Annotated in this window: 22 protein-coding genes and 1 pseudogene; 17 read left to right on the plus strand and 6 right to left on the minus strand. The window is 68.8% G+C overall.

Annotated elements, in window-relative coordinates:
- Positions 1-317: 317 nt before the first annotated feature.
- Positions 318-659, minus strand: a complete 342-nt coding sequence (locus tag ACW4TU_RS00960) for a hypothetical protein (protein WP_457423591.1) — start codon at positions 657-659, stop codon at positions 318-320.
- Positions 659-1,090: a MarR family winged helix-turn-helix transcriptional regulator gene (locus ACW4TU_RS00965; RefSeq protein ID WP_457423593.1), complete on the minus strand. Its 432-nt coding sequence runs from the start codon at positions 1,088-1,090 to the stop codon at positions 659-661. Before ACW4TU_RS00965 ends, ACW4TU_RS00960 begins: the two co-directional genes overlap by 1 nt.
- 64 nt (positions 1,091-1,154) lie before the next feature.
- Here ACW4TU_RS00965 and ACW4TU_RS00970 point away from each other — a divergent pair, with 64 nt between their 5' ends.
- The 7 genes from ACW4TU_RS00970 to ACW4TU_RS01000 all read left to right on the plus strand — a co-directional run bounded on the left by ACW4TU_RS00970 (position 1,155) and on the right by ACW4TU_RS01000 (position 7,679).
- Positions 1,155-1,916, plus strand: a complete 762-nt coding sequence (locus tag ACW4TU_RS00970; RefSeq protein WP_457423595.1) for an alpha/beta fold hydrolase — start codon at positions 1,155-1,157, stop codon at positions 1,914-1,916.
- A gap of 292 nt (positions 1,917-2,208) precedes the next feature.
- The gene (locus tag ACW4TU_RS00975) at positions 2,209-2,892 is read left to right on the plus strand and encodes a glycoside hydrolase family 11 protein (protein WP_457423597.1); all 684 of its coding nucleotides are present in this window, start codon (positions 2,209-2,211) and stop codon (positions 2,890-2,892) included.
- A 2-nt stretch (positions 2,893-2,894) separates the two neighbouring features.
- On the plus strand, positions 2,895-3,572 hold the full coding sequence (locus ACW4TU_RS00980) for a polysaccharide deacetylase family protein (protein WP_457423599.1): 678 nt from the start codon (positions 2,895-2,897) through the stop codon (positions 3,570-3,572).
- Between the two features lie 289 nt (positions 3,573-3,861).
- Positions 3,862-4,791, plus strand: coding sequence for an ABC transporter ATP-binding protein (locus ACW4TU_RS00985; protein ID WP_457423601.1), 930 nt, complete (start codon positions 3,862-3,864; stop codon positions 4,789-4,791).
- Entirely contained in the window at positions 4,791-5,621 is an 831-nt protein-coding gene (locus ACW4TU_RS00990) for an ABC transporter permease (protein WP_457423603.1), read from the plus strand. Before ACW4TU_RS00985 ends, ACW4TU_RS00990 begins: the two co-directional genes overlap by 1 nt.
- A gap of 28 nt (positions 5,622-5,649) precedes the next feature.
- A complete protein-coding gene (locus ACW4TU_RS00995) occupies positions 5,650-7,014 on the plus strand; it encodes a sensor histidine kinase (RefSeq protein ID WP_457423605.1) in 1,365 nt (454 codons plus the stop codon).
- Complete coding sequence (locus tag ACW4TU_RS01000) at positions 7,011-7,679, plus strand: response regulator (RefSeq protein ID WP_457423607.1); 669 nt, start codon at positions 7,011-7,013, stop codon at positions 7,677-7,679. The genes ACW4TU_RS00995 and ACW4TU_RS01000 overlap by 4 nt, the downstream gene beginning before the upstream one ends.
- A gap of 228 nt (positions 7,680-7,907) precedes the next feature.
- Here the strand turns inward: ACW4TU_RS01000 and ACW4TU_RS01005 are convergent, their stop codons facing one another.
- Positions 7,908-8,363 (minus strand): DUF5707 domain-containing protein, encoded by a 456-nt coding sequence (locus tag ACW4TU_RS01005; protein ID WP_457423609.1) that lies wholly within the window; start codon positions 8,361-8,363, stop codon positions 7,908-7,910.
- 335 nt (positions 8,364-8,698) lie between these two features.
- Positions 8,699-9,036, minus strand: a pseudogene (locus ACW4TU_RS01010) (STAS domain-containing protein).
- 166 nt (positions 9,037-9,202) lie between these two features.
- On the opposite strand from ACW4TU_RS01010, the gene ACW4TU_RS01015 reads away from it, so the two are divergent.
- Complete coding sequence (locus ACW4TU_RS01015) at positions 9,203-9,649, plus strand: ATP-binding protein (protein ID WP_457423611.1); 447 nt, start codon at positions 9,203-9,205, stop codon at positions 9,647-9,649.
- A 232-nt stretch (positions 9,650-9,881) separates the two neighbouring features.
- Here ACW4TU_RS01015 and ACW4TU_RS01020 read toward each other — a convergent pair whose 3' ends face one another.
- A complete protein-coding gene (locus ACW4TU_RS01020; RefSeq protein ID WP_457423613.1) occupies positions 9,882-10,319 on the minus strand; it encodes a MarR family winged helix-turn-helix transcriptional regulator in 438 nt (145 codons plus the stop codon).
- A 164-nt stretch (positions 10,320-10,483) separates the two neighbouring features.
- Here ACW4TU_RS01020 and ACW4TU_RS01025 point away from each other — a divergent pair, with 164 nt between their 5' ends.
- The 8 genes from ACW4TU_RS01025 to penM all read left to right on the plus strand — a co-directional run bounded on the left by ACW4TU_RS01025 (position 10,484) and on the right by penM (position 18,105).
- A complete protein-coding gene (locus ACW4TU_RS01025) occupies positions 10,484-11,581 on the plus strand; it encodes a substrate-binding domain-containing protein (protein ID WP_457423615.1) in 1,098 nt (365 codons plus the stop codon).
- A 111-nt stretch (positions 11,582-11,692) separates the two neighbouring features.
- A complete protein-coding gene (locus ACW4TU_RS01030) occupies positions 11,693-11,974 on the plus strand; it encodes an FmdB family zinc ribbon protein (RefSeq protein WP_457423617.1) in 282 nt (93 codons plus the stop codon).
- Positions 11,975-12,063: 89 nt separating this feature from the next.
- Complete coding sequence (gene fmdA, locus ACW4TU_RS01035) at positions 12,064-13,311, plus strand: formamidase (protein WP_457423619.1); 1,248 nt, start codon at positions 12,064-12,066, stop codon at positions 13,309-13,311.
- Between the two features lie 39 nt (positions 13,312-13,350).
- Positions 13,351-14,382, plus strand: coding sequence for an alpha/beta fold hydrolase (locus ACW4TU_RS01040; RefSeq protein ID WP_457423621.1), 1,032 nt, complete (start codon positions 13,351-13,353; stop codon positions 14,380-14,382).
- A gap of 2 nt (positions 14,383-14,384) precedes the next feature.
- Entirely contained in the window at positions 14,385-14,969 is a 585-nt protein-coding gene (locus ACW4TU_RS01045; RefSeq protein WP_457430639.1) for a DUF1097 domain-containing protein, read from the plus strand.
- 450 nt (positions 14,970-15,419) lie between these two features.
- Positions 15,420-15,815, plus strand: coding sequence for a hypothetical protein (locus ACW4TU_RS01050; RefSeq protein WP_457423623.1), 396 nt, complete (start codon positions 15,420-15,422; stop codon positions 15,813-15,815).
- Between the two features lie 41 nt (positions 15,816-15,856).
- Positions 15,857-16,495, plus strand: coding sequence for a hypothetical protein (locus ACW4TU_RS01055; protein ID WP_457423625.1), 639 nt, complete (start codon positions 15,857-15,859; stop codon positions 16,493-16,495).
- Positions 16,496-16,908: 413 nt separating this feature from the next.
- The gene (gene penM / locus ACW4TU_RS01060; protein ID WP_457423627.1) at positions 16,909-18,105 is read left to right on the plus strand and encodes a pentalenolactone synthase; all 1,197 of its coding nucleotides are present in this window, start codon (positions 16,909-16,911) and stop codon (positions 18,103-18,105) included.
- Positions 18,106-18,509: 404 nt separating this feature from the next.
- On the opposite strand, the gene ACW4TU_RS01065 is transcribed toward penM, so the two are convergent.
- The gene (locus tag ACW4TU_RS01065; protein ID WP_457423629.1) at positions 18,510-18,977 is read right to left on the minus strand and encodes a MarR family winged helix-turn-helix transcriptional regulator; all 468 of its coding nucleotides are present in this window, start codon (positions 18,975-18,977) and stop codon (positions 18,510-18,512) included.
- 416 nt (positions 18,978-19,393) lie between these two features.
- Between ACW4TU_RS01065 and ptlH the strand changes: the two genes are divergently transcribed.
- The gene (ptlH, locus tag ACW4TU_RS01070; RefSeq protein WP_457423631.1) at positions 19,394-20,245 is read left to right on the plus strand and encodes a 1-deoxypentalenic acid 11-beta-hydroxylase; all 852 of its coding nucleotides are present in this window, start codon (positions 19,394-19,396) and stop codon (positions 20,243-20,245) included.
- Position 20,246: the final 1 nt, after the last annotated feature.

A 20,246-nucleotide genomic window follows, 5' to 3' on the forward strand; every position in this document is an offset into this window, starting at 1 on the left:
GGTCAATGGGACATGGAAAGAGGATGATGGGGACCATGGTGACTAGATCCCGACTTGACATCCGATGAATGTGCCTTCATCGGCAGTTTCACCTGCGGCTGCCAGTGCACGTCATCGCCACCAGTCCGTGTGGTGGGGTGCAGGTGCGGGCCCTGCCGGCCCGGAAGCAGGACAGAGACTCACCTGCCGAGGCGTCCGGGCAGTACACCTGTACCGCGGGCACGGTCATCCGACTGCACGAGCGCAACCCGTCCCCGCCGGTGACCACGGTGACGGCCGGTGCGCCGCTCAGGTGATGGGGGCTGACGGTGAGCCGGTCACCACCGCACCCCGCCCGCGCGGATCACCGAAGCGGTCGTCGCCATGGTGACCGCCATGCTGGACCAGCACCGCACGACCCAGACGCTCGACGACCTCCAGCGGGCCGCGCTCCTCGCCACGGGGGCGCACCACGACCCGACATCACCCACCGCCTCGCCGGGCAGCCGCACGCTCCCCTCCAACCAGTCCCCGCACCGCACACCGCAGCGGTACATGGCGCCGCGAAACTCCTCCAGGCCGCCCGCCAACCCCTCGCCCACCGCGGCCCTGACGAGGCGCTGGTCCGACCGGTCGCCGCACGATGCGGAAGGCGTGTTCCATGCGTTCCAGGTTCTCATCAGGGGTTGTTCTCATCCCCGGGGCGGTTCTCGATCTTCCGCAGCAGTCCCAGCAGTGCCTCTCGCTCCGTCTCCGTCAGAGCCTCGAAGCACTCGGCGAGCACCGAGTTCGCCACCTCGTGGCCCGCCTTCAGCATCCGCTCCCCATCGGCAGTGAGGTGATGCTCGAACCGTCGACCGTGCCCGGGGCGCCGGTCCACCTGCCCCTGCGCCACCAGCCGGCCGGCGAGCGTGCCGAACGCCTGCTCGCTCTGGAAAGTCGCCGCCGCCAACTCCCGGGCACTGGCGCCGGGCGTGCGACCGATCGCGCGCAGCGCGTCCCACTGCGCGAGCGTGCTGCCGATCGACGCGAGGCGACTGTCGAGCCCTCGGTGCTGGCGATACTGGGCGGCCTTCACGGCCCTGCCGAGGACCTGCAGTTCAACGGTCATGTTCGGCAGAGTAACACAATGACTAAACTTGCTTATATAAACATCCTTAGTTATAGTTCCGGTCATGACTTCGGAACTGACACTCACTGAATCCGGCCCCACCACCGGCCGCCCCGTCCTCGTCCTGCACGGCGGTGGTGGCCCCGCCACCGTCACCCCGATCGCCGAACACTTCAGCTCGACGGCCCACACCCTGCTGCCCACCCATCCGGGCTGGAACGGCACCCCCAGGCCCGACCACTTCACCACCGTGGCCGACCTCGCCGCCGCCTACCTGCAGCTTCTCCGCGACCGCCATCTCTCTGACGTCCTGGTCGTCGGCTCCTCGCTCGGCGGCTGGATCGCCGCCGAACTGGCCACCGCCGACACGGAGGGCCTGATCAGCGGGATCGCCCTCATGGACTCGGCAGGCATCGAGGTCGACGGCGAACCGATCCGGGACTTCTTCGCACTCGACGCGCGAGGCGTCGCCGAGTACGCCTACCACAACTCCGAGCGGTTCTACGTCGACCCGGCGACCTTCCCGGCCGAGCGACTCGCCCTCATACAGTCCAACATGGCAGCCCTGCGCATCTTCTCCGGCGGCCCCGCCATGAGCGACCCCACCCTCCGCCCCCGCCTCGCGGGCGTCACCATCCCCACCCTCGTCCTGTGGGGCGAGAGCGACCGCATCGCGACCCCGGCCTACGGCAAGGAGTACGCCGCGTCGTTCACAAACGCCCGCTTCGAAGTCGTGGCGGAAGCAGGCCACCTGCCCCATCTCGAACAGCCGGCGCGCGTCTTCGCGCTGCTCGACGCCTTCGCCGCCGAGACCGGGCGCGGCTGAGGAGCGTCCGGTCACATGTCGAGATCGGCAAATGCTTCGAAACATTCGAAAAAATGGGTCTGAAGCATTTACTCAAGTCTTCAGTGATACATCAAAGCGAGCTACCGTCGTCCTCATCGATCGAGCCAAATACGCCACTCAACAGGAATTACTCCCCTCAGGCGCAGCCGGCAGCGATTTCGAATGTTTCGAAGTGAAAACCGAAACTCTTGACACCTGTCGTGACCCGGCCAACACTGTCGCGTGTTCAGCAGCCCCCATCGGTCCCACGAGGACGAGGAGGAACACGCACATGAACACAGCACCCGCACCCGCATCCCGGCTCAGGCTGTTCATCAGCGGCATCTGCACCATGCTGCTGGTCGCCGTGGCCGCACTGGCCCTGCCCGGCACCGCTCAGGCCGCCACGGTCGTCACCACGAACCAGACCGGCACCAACAACGGCTACTACTACTCGTTCTGGACCGACGCCCCGGGCACCGTCTCCATGACGCTGAACTCCGGCGGCAACTACAGCACCTCATGGCGCAACACCGGGAACTTCGTGGCCGGCAAGGGCTGGAGCAACGGCTCACGCAGGACCGTGAGCTACTCGGGCAGCTTCAACCCGTCCGGAAACGCCTACCTGGCGCTGTACGGCTGGACGTCCAACCCGCTCGTCGAGTACTACATCGTCGACAACTGGGGCACCTACCGGCCCACGGGAACGTACAAGGGCACGGTCACCAGCGACGGCGGCACGTACGACATCTACCAGACCACCCGCTACAACGCCCCGTCGGTGGAAGGCACCCGCACCTTCAACCAGTACTGGAGCGTCCGGCAGTCGAAACGGACCGGCGGCACCATCACCACCGGCAACCACTTCGACGCCTGGGCCCGCGCCGGAATGCCCATGGGCGGCTTCAGCTACTACATGATCCTCGCCACCGAGGGTTACCAGAGCAGCGGCAACTCGAACATCACGGTGGGCTGACCATGACCCTCGTGAAAGCACGGCGTCTCCCGTTACTGGCCGCCGCCGCTCTGGCCACCACCACCACCCTCACCGGCCTCCCCGCCGCCCCGGCGCAGGCCGCCGCCTGCAACGGATACGTCGGACTCACCTTCGACGACGGGCCGTCCACCAACACGACGGCCCTGCTGGGCGCCCTCACCCGGAACGGGCTGCGGGCCACGATGTTCAACCAGGGCCAGTACGCCGCCGCCAACCCGGCCCTGGTCCGCGCCCAGGTGAACGCCGGCATGTGGGTCGGCAACCACAGCTACACCCACCCGCATCTGACCCAGCTCGGCCAGTCACAGATCGACTCGGAGATCTCCCGGACCCAGCAGGCCATCGCCAACGCGGGCGGCGGCACTCCGGTGCTCTTCCGACCGCCGTACGGCGAGACCAACGCGACGGTGAAAGCGGTCGCCACCAAGTACGGTCTGACCCAGATCATCTGGGACGTCGACTCACAGGACTGGAACGGCGCCAGTACCGACGCGATCGTGCAGGCCGCCGCCCGGCTCACCAACGGGCAGGTCATCCTCATGCACGACTGGTCCGCGAACACGCTCGCCGCGGTTCCACGCATCGCGCAGGGCCTGACCGGCCGCGGCCTGTGCGCCGGGAAGATCTCCCCGGCGACCGGCCGAGCCGTAGCCCCGTAGCCGGCCCCACCCAGTACATCGGTACCCCGCACCGGTGGCGCGGCAGCCCCCGGCTGCCGCGCCACCGCCTGTACGCCCACCCTCCGAGAACCGACGGCCGACGGTCGGAGAACCACGGCATCATGGGCCGCAAGGAGGAGGCGTAGGCGTGCCCCACTGGTACCGAGGTACCACCGGGTTGCCGAAGATTCCCCTGTGGTCCCAGAGGTCCGGCCGACGACGCCCGTAACTTCGAACACAGATGCCGCGCCGCGTTCGCGGCCGAGTTCGAAGCGAGAAGGGCCCGCCCATGATCGAAGCACGAGAGCTCACCAAGCGGTACGGGGACAAGACGGTCGTCGACCACTTGAGCTTCATCGTGAAGCCGGGCGAGGTGACCGGCTTCCTGGGCCCCAACGGCGCGGGCAAGTCCACGACCATGCGCATGATCATCGGTCTGGACTCCCCCACCGCCGGCTCGGTCACGGTCAACGGCAAGTCCTACGCACGGCACGCCGCTCCACTCCAGGAGATCGGCACCCTGCTGGAGGCCAAGTCCGTCCACCCGGGCCGGACCGCCTTCAACCATCTGATGGCGCTCGCGCACACCCACGGCATTTCCCGCGGCCGGGTCGACGAGGTCATCGAGCTGGCCGGGCTGACCAGCGTGGCCGGCAAGCGGGTCGGGGCCTTCTCACTGGGCATGGGCCAGCGGCTCGGCATCGCCTCGGCCCTGCTGGGCGACCCGGCCATCGTCATGCTCGACGAACCGGTCAACGGCCTCGACCCCGAAGGCGTCCTGTGGGTACGCAACCTGCTGCGCGGCCTGGCCGACGAGGGCCGCGCCGTGATGCTGTCCTCGCACCTGATGAGCGAGACCGCCCTGATCGCCGACCACCTGGTGATCATCGGACGCGGCCGGCTGCTCGCGGACACCACGGTCGACGACTTCACCCGGGAGGCCGGCGGCTCCGGCGTGAAGGTCGCCACCACCGAAGCCATCAAGCTGCGTTCGCTGCTGGCCGGCCCGGAGGTCACGATCAGCTCGGCCTCCGCCGAGGAACTGGTGGTCGTAGGACGTGACGCCCGGGAGATCGGGACGATCGCCGCTCAGCACGGGGTGGCGCTGTACGAACTCACCCCGCAGGCCGTGTCCTTGGAGACGGCCTTCATGGAACTCACCCACGACGCCGTGGAGTACCAGAGCGCTCCTGCCGACACCGAGCGAAAGGCCGCCTGATGACCTCCACCACCCTCGCCCCGGAAATCTCCGGCACGCTGGTTCGCGAGGTGACCAGCCGCCGGGTACTGCGCTCGGAGTGGGCCAAGTTCTGGTCGCTGCGGTCGAGTTGGATCACGCTGGCCGTCGGCGTGGTCCTGCTGATCGCCTTCGGCGCGATCGCGTCCGCCACCTACGGTCCGGACGCCGCCACGAATCAGGGGCCCGGACCGAACTCCGGTGTCAGTGACGCGGTGAGTCTGGCCCTGACCGGCGTGACCTTCGCATCGCTGGCCGTGGGCGTGCTCGGCGTGCTCCTCTCCGCGGGTGAGTACAGCACCGGCATGATCCGCTCCACCCTCGCCGCGGTGCCGCGCCGGCTGCCCGTGCTGTGGGCGAAGAGCGCCGTGATCGGGCCGATCGCACTGGTCCTCACCACGATCGCCGCGCTGGCGGCGTTCCAGCTGGGCACACTGGGCCTGGACGGCGAGAAGATCGCGCTGTCCCTGGGTGACGTCGGCGTGCTGCGCAGCCTGGCCGGTGCCGGCGTCTATCTGGGACTGGTCGCCGTGTTCGGCGTGGCGCTGGGGATGCTGCTTCGCTCCTCCGCCGGAGCCATCGCCACCCTCGTCGGGATCCTTCTCATCCTCCCCGGTCTCGCCTCGCTGCTGCCCGACTCCGTGTACGACAACATCAACCCCTACTTCCCCAGCAACGCGGGTTCGGCCGTCTACGCCCTGCACCAGTCCGCCGACTCACTGTCGCCCGGGGCGGGGCTCGCGGTCTTCGCCGGCTGGGTGGCCCTGACCCTCGCCGGCGCCGCCTTCCGCCTGGTCCGGACCGACGTCTGAGCTGCCGAAACCAGCGACAATGAGGTCCATGAGTCCACAGCGCGCGGCAGCCGCCGCGCCGTCCGCCCGGAGGACGCTCCCGCCGTCCTCCGGGCTCGACGACGCCTGGGCGCACCCGCTCCTGGGCCGTCTGCTGCGCGGGCAGAGCCGCCATCGTGAACTGGACGTACGCCATCCGTGGCTGCTCGACACCGCGGTGGTACTGGTGGTCGCCCTGGTCAGCCTGCCCGACCTGCTCTCCCCCGGCAGCAACGGGCCCTTCGGGGAGGCAAGCAGCCACGGTCAGCCTCCGACCGGCGTTCTGTGCCTCTTCGCCGCCGCGCTCATCGTGCCACTGTGGTGGCGCCGCCGGGCCCCGGCCGTCGCCTTCTTCGTGATCATGCTGGTGTCCATCGTCCAGTGGTCGATGGGTGTCTGGCAGCAGGCCGGCGTCAGTGCCCTCGTCACCTTGTACACACTGGCTGTGTGCGGTTCCCTGCGCGTCCTCGGCTGGGCCGTCGCGGTCACCTTCGTCGGTCTCACCTCGGCGGTCTGCTTCCTGACTCGGGTCGAGCGCCCGCTGCTCGGGCTGTTCTTCGTGCTGGGCACGGCGACAGCGGCCGTAGCCGTCGGCCTGACCCTGCGCATCCGCCGGATGTACCTGGCCGCGCTGGAGGACCGCGCCGCCCGCCTGGAGATCGAGCGCGACCAACGCGTCCAGCTCACCGCCGCCGCCGAACGCGCCCGGGTCGCCCGGGAGATGCACGACATCGTCGGCCACAACCTCTCCGTCATGGTCAGCGTCGCAGACGGCGCCGCCGTCCTCGCCGCCAACCGCGACGAGCGGTCCGCCGAGGCGCTGCGCATTCTCGGCGACACCGGGCGCCAGGCCATGGGCGAACTGCGGCGCGTGCTCGGCGTACTGCGCCAGGAGCAGGAGCACGAACGGCTGCTCGGTCCGCAGCCGGGCATCCGTGATCTGGATCCCCTCCTGGCGCGGGTCCGCGCAGCGGGACTGAGGGTGATCTACCGGACCGAGGGCACGCTCGACTCTCTCGGCGGCGGCGTGCAGCTCACCGTCTACCGCATCGTCCAGGAGGCGTTGACCAACACGCTCAAACACGCCGGTCCGGGCGCTACCGCCGAGGTCACCGTGGCCGCCGCGGCCGGCCGGCTGCGGATCCGGATCACCGACACCGGAACACCGCCGGGGTCCCCCGTACGCGCAGAGCCGGGGCCACAGGCCGGCGTCGATCCCGGCCACGGCCTGGTCGGCATCCGGCAGCGGGCGGCCATGTACGGCGGTGACGTCACCGCCGGCCCCCGCGACGCCGGGCCCGGCTGGATCGTGGACGTCGTGCTCGCCGTGCCCTCCGCGCCCGCGCTGCCGGCATCGGGAGAGCAGCTGTCGTGACCACCGTGCTGATCGCCGACGACCAGCCCCTGCAACGCATGGGGTTCCGCATGCTCCTGGAGGGCACTCCCGGCCTGACCCCGGTCGGCGAGGCCGAACACGGGGCCGAGGCCGTCCGCCTGGCCGCGGAACTCCGCCCCGACGTCGTCCTCATGGACATCCGCATGCCCGGCATGGACGGTCTGGAGGCCACCCGCCGGATCATCGCCTCCGGCGGCCGTACCCGCGTCCTCATCGTGACCACCTTCGACCTCGACGAGTACGCCTACGAAGGACTGCGGTCCGGCGCCAGCGGATTCCTGCTCAAGGACGCCCGGCCCGAGGAACTCGTCGCGGGCATCCACGCGGTGGCGACCGGCGACGCCGTCGTCGCCCCGAGCCTGACCCGGCGCCTCCTGGACGCCTACGCCCACCAGGTGCTCGCCCCGCCCGGCGTCTCCACGGCCGAGGACCCCCGGCTGCGGGCCCTCAGCGACCGCGAACGAGAGGTCCTGGTCGCCGTCGGCCGGGGCTGGACGAACACCGAGATCGCCGAACGGCTCGTCCTCACCGAGTCCACGGTGAAGAAGCACGTCGGCCGGGTCCTCGCCAAGATCGGGGCCCGCGACCGCGTTCAGGCCGTGATCCTGGCGTACGACGCCGGACTCGTCAGGGCCAAACCCTAGCCGGGAAGCGCCCGTTGAAGATGATGTCGCCGGGTGGGTGACGGCTCGTCACCGAAGCCCACGCGGTCCGCGTGCAGCCTGGAGGCGAAGACGTGCCCAGAGCTGAAGCGCCGGCCCGCGCCCGTCACGTCTGCCGGGACGGGCGGGCCGGGCGGGCCGACGCCTCGGATAACGGCTCGCCGATGGGGTCGGAGCCGGTCAACCGGATGAAGTGCCAGGTGCCCCGGATCATGCGACGGTGAAGTCGGCGGCCTGGGTGACCAGCTTCGTCTCGCCGTCCTTCGCGGTGGCCAGCACGGCGACGTGCCACACACCCCGCTCGGACGTCTCGACGTCGGCGCGGGTGACGGGGACCGTGTAGGTGCAGCGCACGGTGTCCCCACCGGACGGCTTGCACACGGCCGACTCCACGGAAGCCATGTCCTTGGCGGTCAGCCCCTGCTTGGCGAAGAAGGACGAACTCGCCGGCCACGCCAGGACCTTCACGCCCTTTACCCCGGAGGACGCCGTGACGTCGGTGGTGAAGGTCAACGAGCCGTCGCGGTCGCCGACGGGGGCCGCGAACCGGGCGGCGCCGTGCGCCACCGACAGAGGCTGCTCCCCGGCGTAGGCCAGGGCGAAGGCTCCGGCACCACCGAGGACGACAACACCGGCGGCAACGGCCAGAACAATACGACGCGCCATCAGAAATTCCCCCAACAGGATCAGCAGGATCAGACCGGCGCTCTTGCCGCGCCGTTGCCCCAATCCTGGCCGGGCGGCAGGCGCCGGGTATGAGCACAGGTACTCAACTCCGGCCTGAGTAGAGGATGTTCGGCAGTGAGGACGAAGGCACGAGGCCGGCGGACCGCAACTCACCCACCCCGCTTCCCCACGGAGATGGAGCGCATCACGAAGCCGGCAGCCACAGCACCTCCTGCGGCTCCGTCCGCCCCGCCCGAGCGCCTCATTGCTGGCGGGAGTCCGGCGTCCGGAGTATGCGTGCAGCCGCGTAGGTGTGGTGCGGAACGCCGCCGGAGTCAGGGCCGAGCGGCGGAGTGGCTGTCGGGGAGGACAGGAAAGATCCGGTCGAGGCCCACCATGCGCAGTACCCGCAGCGTGTGGGCCGGGACGGCTGCCAGGGCGATGTCCGAACGGGCGGCTCGGGCATGGTTGCGGGCTGCAATCAGGCTGGTGAGTCCGCTCGAGTCGCAGAACTCCATGCCGGCCAGGTCCAGGACGAGGCGCCGGCCCGGCTGGAGGGTGAGCGTGCTGAGCAGCTCACGTGGTTCGGGTGCACTCGTGCGGTCGAGTTCGCCGGTGATCTCCAGCACGGGACGGTGGCGGCGTCTCGGGTGGTGATCTTCAGCTCTCCCAGGTCCCGCCCGGCCTTCCGCCGAGCCGCCCGTTGGTTGCCCGTCCCTCACAACGCCCTCACAGACACGAGCGGCCGAATCGAGATGAACAAGGCGACAGTGGGTAGGCGAAATTACGCGATAACGGCAACCAGCGATGAAGCGGAAACGATCCACGGGAAGAGTTCTATGGTCATCCCGCGTAAAACCCGGGCATCGGACGAACAGGAACCCACGGCCCTGCGATACAGCGCCGCCTGGGACACGACAGACGCGTCGGTGGCGGACGCCCGAGCGGCCGTGCGCACGCTGCTGGCCGATGCCGGCCACAACCCTGACCACCGACCGAGCCAGGACGCCCAGCTCGTCGTCAGTGAGCTGGTCACCAACGCGCTGCGTCACGCACCCGGTCCGGGCGGCCTGGCACTGGAGGTGACACCTGACGCCGCGCTGCTGCGCATCACCGTGCGTGACAGCTCCCCTCGCCCGCCCGAACTGCCCGCATACGACATCCGCCGCGTCGGCGGGCACGGCCTTCAGCTGGTCACCCGTCTGTGCGACCAGCTGACCACCATCGGCCTGGAGACGGGCAAGCAGATCGTCGCCCACCTGCGCCTGCCCAGACCCGTCAGCTAGGACCTGCTGGTGGTGGGGTGCCGGAATGCCCCGGGCCGACGGGTACGGAGAGAAATGCCTCGCGAAGGCCGCGACGAGCGGCGGACCGGTCGGCTCGTGGGGTTGAAGGGCCGGATGTTCGGCCGCACCCCGGAGCGCGGTGTTCGTGACACCCGGCGATCACCGCATCGCGCCGGACCGGCAAGAACATCGTGATTCGGGACCGTCTCCCGGCCACCTCGGCGCGCGTCTGTCAGCCCAGTCGCCTCGATGCCCGCTGGAGAAGCGTCCGCAGCAGGGCCGTCTCCTCGGTGCCGAGAGCGGTCACGATGCGATCCTGTTCACGTTCGACCACCGATGTCCAGCGGGCCAGCGCCTCATTTCCCCGCTCGGACGCGAAGACCAGGACGCGCCGCCGGTCGGTGTCGTCCACCCGGCGCAGGACGAGGCCGAGGGACACCATGCGGTCGACGACCTTGGTCAGGGTCGGCGCCGTCAGCAGCGCGAACTCGGCGACTTCGGCCATGGCGTGGCCGGTGCCGTCTCCGAGGAACGACAGCACGCGCCACTCCTCGAGCGTTCCGCCCTGCGCCTTCAGCGCATCACCGAGCCGTTGGACGACGCTCCGCTCCACAAGCGTGAGTGCTCGCGCCAAGTCGAGTTCGGATACGGCCGCCGGGGTGGTGGTCATCGCCCTGCCAAGTGTCGTCGTGGTGTGGGGGTGCGCTACGTGCTCTACGGCGGTCGTGCGCACTCGCGCCGCAGAGAAGGTTTGGGTGAAGTGGTTCCACGATACAGTCATTTCCTTATCGCTGCGAAATATTCTCGTAGCAACCAATCGTTACTGTGAGCCCTATGATCGAGAAGGCGTCTGTCCGGCTCGGCTCTCCGGCAGACCGGGCCCGGGACGCGCTGGACGTCGCCCTGGTGATACCCCTCCAGGGTCCCGCCGGGATCTTCGGGCCGTCCTGCGAGTGTTGCGCCCAGCTCGCGGCCGAAGAGGTCAACGCCTCCTCGGGCGTACTGGGCAGGGAGCTGCGGCTGGTGCTCGTCGACGGCGGGGCTCCGCCCGAGCAGGTGGCGACCGAGATCGACGCACTGGTGTCCGGCGGCGTCGTCGACGCGGTGGCGGGCTGGCACATCTCCGCCGTCCGCGAGGTCGTCGCCCCGCGCATCGACGGCCGCGTGCCGTACGTCTACACCGCCCTCTACGAAGGCGGTGAGCGCTCCCCCGGCGTGTTCCTCACCGGCGAGACCCCGGCCCGCCAACTGCGGCCCGCACTACGGTGGTTCGCCGGCGAACTCGGCATCAGGCGCTGGACGATCGTCGGCGACGACTATGTCTGGCCCCGCTCCTCCGCCCGCGCCGCCCACCGCTATCTGCGGGAACTGGGCGGTGAGGTCTGCGACGAGATGTACGTTCCGCTCGGCACCAAGGACTTCGGCCAGGTGTTGGCCCGGGTCGCGGCCAGCGACTGCGAGGCCGTACTCATGCTGCTGATCGGCGACGACGCCGTGCACTTCAACCGCGCGTTCACCGCCGCCGGACTCGACCGCGACCACATCCGGTTCAGCTCGCTGATCGAGGAGAACGTCCTGCTGGCGACCGGGCCGGAGAACACCCGGGGCCTGATGACCTCGGCCGGCTACTTCGAGGACCTGCCCACCGCGTCCGGCCTCGACTTCGCCGCCGCGTACGGCCGTCGGTTCGGCCCCGCGGCGCCGGTGCTCAACAGCCTCGGCGAATCCTGCTACGAGGGCGTGCGCATGCTCACCGAGCTGCTGCGCCGGGCCGGCGGTACGGACATGACCAGGATCCAGTCGGCCGCCGAGGGCCTTGAGTACGAGACTCCGCGTGGCACCGTCCAGATCCGCGACCGGCACCTGCACCAGCGGGTGTTCCTCGCCGCGGCCGACGGGCTGCAGTGGGACGTGCTCCAGCAACTGCCGTAGCCGTCACCGCGGCGCGGACATCCTTTTACACGCACGTAACACGGTGAACCCTTGCCCAATTACTTCGGTTGGAAATACTTTCATCTCGAAGCTTTTGGAAGTGGGTTGTCCATGGCGACTTATCAGTACCGCTGCCCGGGCTGCGGAACCTTCGACGTGATCCGTCCGATGGGCCGCGCTCTGTCCGAAGAGCCCTGCGAGACGTGCGGCCACCAGGCCCACCGTGTCTTCACCGCACCGATGCTGCCCCGCACCCCCCTCCCTCTGAGCCGCGCCCTGCGGGCCCAGGAGGCCAGCGCTCACGAACCTCGTGTGGTCACCGAGATACCCCCGGCCCACCACCGGCCGGCCCCGACCACCGACCCCCGACAAGCCCGGTTGCCCAAGCCCTGAGTCCGGAGCCGTGAGCCCCCGACCGTGAAGCCCTCGGGCCCAGTCTCCCTGTCTCCTGTCACTCGATCCCCGGCACGAAAGGCAGTCCCATGCCCGAAGTCGTCTTCAGCGTCGACCAGGCCATGTCCATGCGCGACCAGAAGGTCCCCGGCCACAACCGCTGGCACCCCGACATCCCGCCCGCCGTCACCGTGAAGCCGGGCTCGGACTTCCGCATCGAGTGCCGGGACTGGACCGACAACCAGATCGGCAACAACGACTCGGCCAACGACGTCCGTGACGTCGACCTCACCCACGCCCACATGCTCAGCGGTCCCATCGCGGTGGAAGGCGCCGAGCCCGGCGACCTGCTCGTCGTCGACATCCTCGACCTCGGTCCCGTACCGCAGGCACAGGGCGAGGGATCGGGACAGGGCTGGGGCTACACCGGCGTCTTCGCCAAGGACAACGGCGGCGGCTTCCTCACCGACCGCTTCCCCGACTCGTACAAGGCCGTCTGGGACTTCCACGGCCAGCAGGCCACCTCACGCCACATCCCCGGCGTCCGCTACACCGGCATCACCCACCCCGGCCTCTTCGGCACCGCGCCCTCCGCCGAACTGCTGGCCCGCTGGAACGCCCGCGAACAGGCCCTCATCGACACCGACCCGCACCGGGTGCCGGCGCTCGCCCTGCCCCCACTGGCCGACAACGCCCTGGCCGGGACGGCGAGCGGCGAGACCGCCTCCCGTATCGCCGCCGAGGGCGCCCGCACCGTCCCGGCCCGCGAGAACGGCGGCAACCACGACATCAAGAACTTCACCCGAGGCTCCCGGGTCTTCTACCCCGTCCTCGTCCCCGGCGCCCTGCTCTCCGGCGGCGACCTGCACTTCAGCCAGGGCGACGGCGAGATCACCTTCTGCGGCGCCATCGAGATGGGCGGCTACATCGACCTGCACGTCGACCTGATCAAGGGCGGCATGGAGAAGTACGGGGTCACCACCAACCCGATCTTCATGCCCGGCAACGTCGCGCCGCAGTACACCGAGTTCATCTCGTTCGTCGGCATCTCCGTCGACCACGGGACCGACACCAACCACTACCTCGACGCGACGCTGGCGTACCGCAACGCCTGCCTCAACGCCGTCGACTACCTCACGACCTTCGGCTACAGCGGCGAGCAGGCCTACCTGCTGCTCGGCTCCGCCCCGATCGAGGGCCGGCTCAGCGGAGTCGTGGACATCCCGAACGCCTGCAGCACCCTCTACCTCCCCACGGCGATCTTCGACTTCGACATCAAGCCGACGGCCGAGGGACCGAGGAAGGCCGACCGAGGCCAGTGCGCCGTCACCTCCTGAAAGTGCCATCCCCCGCCGTCCCCCGAGAGGACACATCCCATGAGTGAACAACTCACCTTCCAGCTGGGTGACTTCACCACCCAGCACGGCGCCACGCTACGCGGTGCCACCCTCGCCTACACCACGTACGGCGAGTTGAACGCCGACAAGTCCAACGTGATCGTGTACCCCACCTGGTACTCCGGCCGGCACTGGGACAACGAGTGGCTCATCGGCTCCGGCATGGCCCTGGACCCGGACCAGTACTTCATCATCGTCCCGAACATGCTCGGCAACGGCCTGTCCACGTCACCGAGCAACACCCCGCCGCCGTACGACCGCGCCCGCTTCCCGCACATCACGGTGTACGACCAGATCGAGGCGCAACACAAGCTGGTCACCGAGGAGTTCGGCATCGAGAAGATCGCTCTCGTGACCGGCTGGTCGATGGGTGCCGGGCAGACCTACCAGTGGGCCGTCAGCCACCCGGAGATGGTCGAGCGGATCGCCCCCTTCTGCGGCTCCCCGCGCACCAGCATCCACAACAAGGTCTTCCTGGAAGGCGTCAAGGCAGCACTGACGGCCGACGCGGTCTACAACGGCGGCTGGTACGACGAGAAGTGGCCGACCACCGGACTGCGGGCGCTCGCCCGGGTGTACGCGGGCTGGGGCTTCTCGCAGGCGTTCTATTGGGAGAAGGAGTACGAGAAGCTCGGTCACACCTCCCTCGAAGACTTCCTCGTCGGCTTCTGGGAGGGCTTCTTCCTCGACGGCCGCGACCCGAACAACCTGCTCACCATGCTCTGGACCTGGCAGAACGGCGACGTCGGGCTCACCCCCGGCTTCGACGGCGACACCGAGGCGGCACTCGGCTCGATCCGCGCGACCACGCTCGACATGCCGGCCGAGAAGGACCTCTACTTCCCGCCGGAGGACGAGGCCTGGGCCGTCAGCCACATACCGGGGGCCGAACTCCGGGTGATCCCCGGCATCTGGGGCCACTTCGCCGGGCACGGCAGCAACCCCAAGGACACCGAGTTCATCGACGCGGGTCTGAAGGAACTGCTGGCCAAGCCGGGCGGGCTGGCGTGACCATGGGCATCGGACGCGTCAAACTGCCACACGAGGTCAGCGCCTCGATCGTCGCCTTCGCCACCGTCTTCCTGCTGATGAGCCCGCTCAAGATGCCGACCTGGGCCATCTTCATCACCTGGGCCGGAACGTTCCTCCAGGGCGGGCCGAGCCGTTCCAACGCGATCGCCATGGTCACCGCCACCACCACCGGGGCGGGGTTCGGTGTGGTGGCCGTGCTGCTCAACCGGGAGACGGGCACGATGTTCGGCACCGGCGCGTTCGCCCGGACCCTCGCCCTGGCCGTAGTGATCTTCGTCGTCAACGGCACACTGCTGGCGACCGGCCAGCTGAAGCCCTTCGCTCTCGTCCCGGGCATGTTCTTCGGCTTCGCGTCCCTCTTCGCCACGTACTTCGGCGGCTTCGGCTACGACGCCGGCCACCTGGACGCCGCCTTCGTCAGTGCCGCCGCGATGTGCGCACTGGGCCCACTCTGCGCCACCCTCGGACTACGGCTGATGTTCGCTCCCCCGGCCACCGCACCCGAGCCCGTGCCACCGCACAAGGCCGAGGAGGTGACACCTTCGGTCAACCAGGCACGAGCCTGACACCAGGGCGGCAGGCGATCGTCGTCGTCTTCTCGACGCTGCCGTGGACCGCGTACACGGATCCCGCCGAACGCCGAAGGGGCATGCACGTCTCCCCCGCGTGGTCGACAACTCGGCCGTGGCAACCCGGCGTCCCCTGATGGACAGCCCTCGGCACGACAGGAAACTGCCGTGCCGAGGGCATGTGGTTCTCGCGCGGCGCCGCGGCGTCCTTTCGGCGCCTGCCCTGACGGAGGCCGTGGTCGTCGCCACCGATTCGGCGGGGTGGGTACTGCTCGGGTGGTCCCTGAACCCAGGGGAGCTGCCAGGCGGCAAGAATGACGCCGGAGTGCGGGAGTCGACGGAGGTGACGGGGCTGGTCACGGATTCCGCCGGGGCCCGGGTCGTCCCGCCACCGAAGCCGAACCCGGGACCCCGACCGTCGCACCACCGATCGACCCCACGCACGAGATGCCACGGCTGACGACCGCCGTCCGCATCGCCTCAGACACCGGCGAGCCGAACCCGGCGCCCGGCGTCCCGCCACCGCCGGACCCCACGCACGAGATGCCACCGCTGACGACCGCCGTCCGCATCGCCTCATACACCCGCGCGCCGGTCGTCGCCGAGCGGCGGTTGATCCGCCGCTGGGAGTGGCACGAGGTCGCCGATCTCCCCGCGCCGGCCCAGCAGTTGTTCACGTCGAGCGCGCATGTCCTCTACACCGTCCGGCCGGGACTGCTGCGCGCGCCGCCGCCCGTCCACCGCTATCCGGTCACCCCGGCCGGTTTGCCACCCCTACCCGTCCCGGATAGGGGTCCTCAGGGGTTGCCCGGGCGTGCGGCGCTCCCGTTCACTGGGCGGTGATCGCTGCCGCGCCGTCCACCGATCGGTGAGGAAGACCCGCCGTGCCCCAGGTGATCCACATCCAGCCCGACGGCTCCGAGGCCGTGCTCGATGTGACGGCCGGCCTCGGTGTGATGTCCGGCGCCGTCGGCACGATCCCCGGCGTCATCGGTGCGTCCGGCGGCAATCGGCTGTGCGCGACCCGCCAGGTGTACGTCGCCCCGGTGGACGTGGACCTCATTCCCGTCATCGACGGGGAGGAGACGGACATGCTGGAGTGCGCGGCGGCCCCGCTGCGCGACACCCGCCGACCGAGCTGTCGGCTGTTCCCGAAGCCGGACACGGTCGTCCGCGTCCGGCGACCCAGCGGTGACGACCGGCCCGACCTCGCCGGCGTCGGCGCGGCCGGGGTAATGACCGCGGACTCCCTGCGACAGGAGGGCTGCGGCGGCTCCCTGCCGCCCTCGGCACCGAGCCGGGCACACCCGGTCAACGCCCGTCGCTGTCCGCGGAGTTCCGCGCCGCCGCGATCGACCGGGCCCAGCCGGCCGGTCCGGCCGGACGACGGCAGTCGGCTCCCCTACAGCCCTCTGATCCTCGCCACCGGCGCTCGCCCTCACCTGTCGGCCGCGAAGTGGCCAAGCAGAAGTAAAGTTGTCGCAATTCCCCGGAAGTCGAGTTCGCGGAATTCTGCAGCATAAGTCCATCAGGGATTCAAAAAATCACCGACCGGATAGCCAGGCAGGCACTCTCAGAGGTACTCATGGAAGCCGATGAGATTGACCTGGCGGTCTCCGCAGACAGCCGTCAGCAAACCACACACAGCCAATTCACCGCGCGACGCTGGTGAATTCCTTCCACACTTTCAGCGACCGGGCCGCGCGTGCTAACGGTTGGTACGTTTCGGGATCGACGCCGCCTGGACCAGGCACTATCCCTGAAGGGCAACTGATGTCCCGCTATCTGTCGCCCATACCAAGTAACGGCTTCGACATTCCCTCGGACGTCGATCACAAACACGTCGGTCGTATACAGTCAACTAATTTTTCAACTGGCGAGATCCTTGACTCATAACTTATTGACACAAAAATCTTGATCATGTGAGCATGACTACATGAAGGAACTCGCGACGTTACCGTTCGACAACCCGGACATAATCGGCATCGCACCCCAGATGCGCGCGCTGCAGAAGGAGGGGCCGATCACCAGAGTGCGGACCGCCACCGAAGACGCCTGGCTGGTCACCCACTACGACGAGGTGCGGGCACTGCTCGCCGACCACCGACTCGGACTCAGCAATCCCAACCCGGAGCAGTCGGCCAAGAGCGCGGCCAGGAGCTTCATGATGGCGCTGATGGCCGGGGACGACTACGCCACCGAGGCCACCAACCACCCACAGATGCGCGAGCTGCTCGTACCCCGGTTCTCCACGCGCCGGATGCGCATGATGAAGACCCGGATCGAGCACCACGTGGACGAGCTGCTCGACGAGTTGGCCGCCAGTACCGCACCGGTCGACCTGCACCGCGCGCTGTCGTTCCCGTTGCCGACCATGGTGGTCTCCGACCTGCTCGGCGTGCCGTTGGCCGACCGCGAGCTGTTCGGACAGTGGGCGAGAGGCACATTCGACGAGAGCGACGGCCAGCACGCGGCGAACACCTTCCAACAGGTTGTCGACTACATGATGGAACTGGTGGCGCGCAAGCGAATCGAGCCGGGCGACGACATCCTGTCCGAGCTGATCGCCGAGAAGGACGGCACACTGTCCGATGCGGAGATCGCCCAACTGGGTAACGCCGTACTGTTGTTCGGCTACGAGACCACCATCGTGCGCATCGACCTGGGCGTCCTGCTCCTGTTGCGCAATCCGGTCCAGCGCGCCCTGCTGGCCGAGAATCCCGAACTCGCGCCGGCCGCGGTCGAGGAGATCCTGCGCCTGGCGGTCGGCGGCAAGGGATCCAACGCGCTGATACCCCGCTACGCGCACAGCGACATCACCGTCGGCGAGACAGTGATCCGGACCGGAGACGCCGTGATGCTGGCCATCGGCGCGGCCAACATCGACGGCCAGGCGTTCCCCGGCGGCGACCTGTTCGACCTGGGCCGGGACAGGCCCAAGTCGCACCTTGCGTTCGGGCACGGCACCCGGCACTGCATCGGCCGCGTGCTGGCCCGGATCGAGCTGACCGCGGTGTTCGAGCGGCTGTTCCGCAGGCTGCCCAACCTGCGGCTCGCGGTACCCGAGGAGTCGCTGCGCTGGCAGGAGCACCGGATCACCGGCGGGTTCGATGAAATCCTCGTCACCTTCTAATTGCTTCGCAGTAGCGAATGCACGGTCGTCCACCGTCCATGGTCACAGGTGGCATACGCCGCGAGACCATGATCAGACGTCGTGTCGGCCCGTGCCGATGTCGTCGGCGGGTTCGCGTCGGCCTTCCCGACTGCCGAAGACCCTCGGGCGCGACGGTGGCCGGACGTTTCTCACCCCCAGCAGCTCCATCCCGACTTGAGACAAGGGCCCGGAACGGGCCCAGGAAGACGTCCGCAAACGGAGCGCCCCACGTGTTCGGCCTGCTGTCGGACCCGCCGCGCGAGAACGTGGTCGAGCACCTCCACGACGATGCCGCGATGTCCGCCCTCGACGTGACCGGCGAGGTGAACAAGGAGTCGTCATGCCTTGCCAGAGGATCCGGCAAGGCCTTTGTGCTGTGCGTGTTACCGCTGCGCGGCCTGGTTGTTTCCGATTTCCGCCAGCCGGGCCAGGGCCGGGAGGGCCGCCGAGAGGGCCTGTCGTTCCTCGGGCGTCAACTGGGCGACGAGGCGGTGCAGATGGCGGCTGCGGTCCTCCTGCCGGGCCTCGCCGATCGCACGGCCGGCCTCGGTGATGTGGACGAGGGCGGCCCGGCCGTCCGCCGGGTCGGGGCGGCGTTCCACGAGTCCGTCGCGTTCGAGGCGGGTGACCAGCTGGGTGAGCCCCGGCTGGCTTATCTGTTCGGTTCTGACCAGTTCGGTGAGCCGTTTCGGACCGCCGACGGCCAGGGTGTCCAGCACGGAGAGCGTCGTGAACGACAGCTTCTGCACGGCGGGAAGCCGTATGTAGTAGCGGTTGAAGCTCTCGATCGCCCGAGTGAGGGCACCGACGTCCAGGTCGGTGTCGTGCGCAGTGCGCTTTGCAGAAGTCACCCTAGAAATGTATCGCAAGGTTATATAAGCTCGTAGTAGATCGCTTCGCCAGAACATTGCCTGACGTGTGGTCTGTGCCGGATCACAGCGCGTCGGCGCATTATCCAGCCCAAGAGCGACGGCGCGCCAGTATCACTGGAACGCCCGGTGAGGGACACACCTATGACTGTGCGTATCGGTATCAACGGTGGCGGAGAGGTGCCCACGACGGCCCACTTGCTCGCATACCCGTCCCTGCCCACCGGACAGTCCCTCTGACCGGGCGCCCGGCCCCCACCGTCCTGAACGTCGGCACCGGCCGTTCACCGCGGTCGGAGCTCGTCACCTCCGCCCCACCCGACGCCATCGAAGCCGTCGGCCGCCCGGATGTTTGACGCTCCCTCCCCCACGTACAGACGTCACGAGGACAAGGAACCATGACGGACACTTTCAACGACTACGTGGACTGCACGCCTCTTCTCGACGACCGTGAGGCCCTCGACCGGTTCTACGACGAACACGGCTACGTCTATCTGCGCGGCGCTCTGGACCGTGAACTCGTACGCACCGCCGCCGAACAGATGCTCGAGGGCCTGATCGCACTCGGCCACGCCGCCCCCGGCACCACACTCGACACCCTCACCATCGAGTCATTCGAGGCGGTCGACGAGGTGGCGATGCACGACTACGTCAAGTACGACGACCTGTGGAACCACCCCTCGACCCTCAAGGTCTGGGAGAAGGTCTTCGGCGAGCCCGTCTTCGTCTTCAAGTCGACGACGATCCGCTACTACCCCTCCGCCGCCGGCTCCGCGGAGCCGAGCTTCCTGACTCCGCTGCACCAGGACGGCTTCTACATCGGCCCGAACAAGGACTTCCGCACCGCCTGGATACCGCTGCTCGCGACGACCCACGGCATAGGCGGCGTCGCCATCGCCGACGGCAGCCACAAGAAGGGCCCGCGCGAGCACGTCGTCACCGAGAACTTCCGTCGCTTCGGCCACGCCGTGCGCGGTATCCCGGCGGCGGAGTTCGGCGCGGACGAGCAGCTGCTGTACTCCCCCATGGAGCCCGGCGACGTGATCATCTTCCACGCTTTCACGTGTCACAAGTCCATCCCGAACGTCTCGGAGAACCCGGCCGGCATGCGGATGTCGATGGACACCCGCATCCAGCCCGCCTCCTCGCACCGCGGGTTCAACTCCCTGACCCCCTGGCCGGAGTCCGCGAAGGACGCCTCCAAGGGAATCCTGTCGAAGATCACCGGCACGCCCACCACCACCGAGTGAC

It is taken from the genome of Streptomyces kryoterrae (assembly GCF_054072135.1).

Excerpts from the sequence above, each read along its gene's own strand:
- ACW4TU_RS01025 (WP_457423615.1), top strand. The coding sequence starts at position 10,484 with ATGATCGAGAAGGCGTCTGTCCGGCTCGGCTCTCCGGCAGACCGGGCC.
- ptlH (WP_457423631.1), top strand. The coding sequence starts at position 19,394 with ATGACGGACACTTTCAACGACTACGTGGACTGCACGCCTCTTCTCGAC.
- ACW4TU_RS00990 (WP_457423603.1), top strand. The coding sequence starts at position 4,791 with ATGACCTCCACCACCCTCGCCCCGGAAATCTCCGGCACGCTGGTTCGC.
- ACW4TU_RS00975 (WP_457423597.1), top strand. The coding sequence starts at position 2,209 with ATGAACACAGCACCCGCACCCGCATCCCGGCTCAGGCTGTTCATCAGC.
- ACW4TU_RS01020 (WP_457423613.1), bottom strand. The coding sequence starts at position 10,319 with ATGACCACCACCCCGGCGGCCGTATCCGAACTCGACTTGGCGCGAGCA.
- ACW4TU_RS01050 (WP_457423623.1), top strand. The coding sequence starts at position 15,420 with ATGCCACGGCTGACGACCGCCGTCCGCATCGCCTCAGACACCGGCGAG.
- ACW4TU_RS01040 (WP_457423621.1), top strand. The coding sequence starts at position 13,351 with ATGAGTGAACAACTCACCTTCCAGCTGGGTGACTTCACCACCCAGCAC.
- penM (WP_457423627.1), top strand. The coding sequence starts at position 16,909 with ATGAAGGAACTCGCGACGTTACCGTTCGACAACCCGGACATAATCGGC.
- ACW4TU_RS00985 (WP_457423601.1), top strand. The coding sequence starts at position 3,862 with ATGATCGAAGCACGAGAGCTCACCAAGCGGTACGGGGACAAGACGGTC.
- ACW4TU_RS00995 (WP_457423605.1), top strand. The coding sequence starts at position 5,650 with ATGAGTCCACAGCGCGCGGCAGCCGCCGCGCCGTCCGCCCGGAGGACG.
- ACW4TU_RS01005 (WP_457423609.1), bottom strand. The coding sequence starts at position 8,363 with ATGGCGCGTCGTATTGTTCTGGCCGTTGCCGCCGGTGTTGTCGTCCTC.
- ACW4TU_RS01045 (WP_457430639.1), top strand. The coding sequence starts at position 14,385 with ATGGGCATCGGACGCGTCAAACTGCCACACGAGGTCAGCGCCTCGATC.
- fmdA (WP_457423619.1), top strand. The coding sequence starts at position 12,064 with ATGCCCGAAGTCGTCTTCAGCGTCGACCAGGCCATGTCCATGCGCGAC.
- ACW4TU_RS00960 (WP_457423591.1), bottom strand. The coding sequence starts at position 659 with ATGAGAACCTGGAACGCATGGAACACGCCTTCCGCATCGTGCGGCGAC.
- ACW4TU_RS00980 (WP_457423599.1), top strand. The coding sequence starts at position 2,895 with ATGACCCTCGTGAAAGCACGGCGTCTCCCGTTACTGGCCGCCGCCGCT.
- ACW4TU_RS00965 (WP_457423593.1), bottom strand. The coding sequence starts at position 1,090 with ATGACCGTTGAACTGCAGGTCCTCGGCAGGGCCGTGAAGGCCGCCCAG.
- ACW4TU_RS01015 (WP_457423611.1), top strand. The coding sequence starts at position 9,203 with ATGGTCATCCCGCGTAAAACCCGGGCATCGGACGAACAGGAACCCACG.
- ACW4TU_RS01030 (WP_457423617.1), top strand. The coding sequence starts at position 11,693 with ATGGCGACTTATCAGTACCGCTGCCCGGGCTGCGGAACCTTCGACGTG.
- ACW4TU_RS00970 (WP_457423595.1), top strand. The coding sequence starts at position 1,155 with ATGACTTCGGAACTGACACTCACTGAATCCGGCCCCACCACCGGCCGC.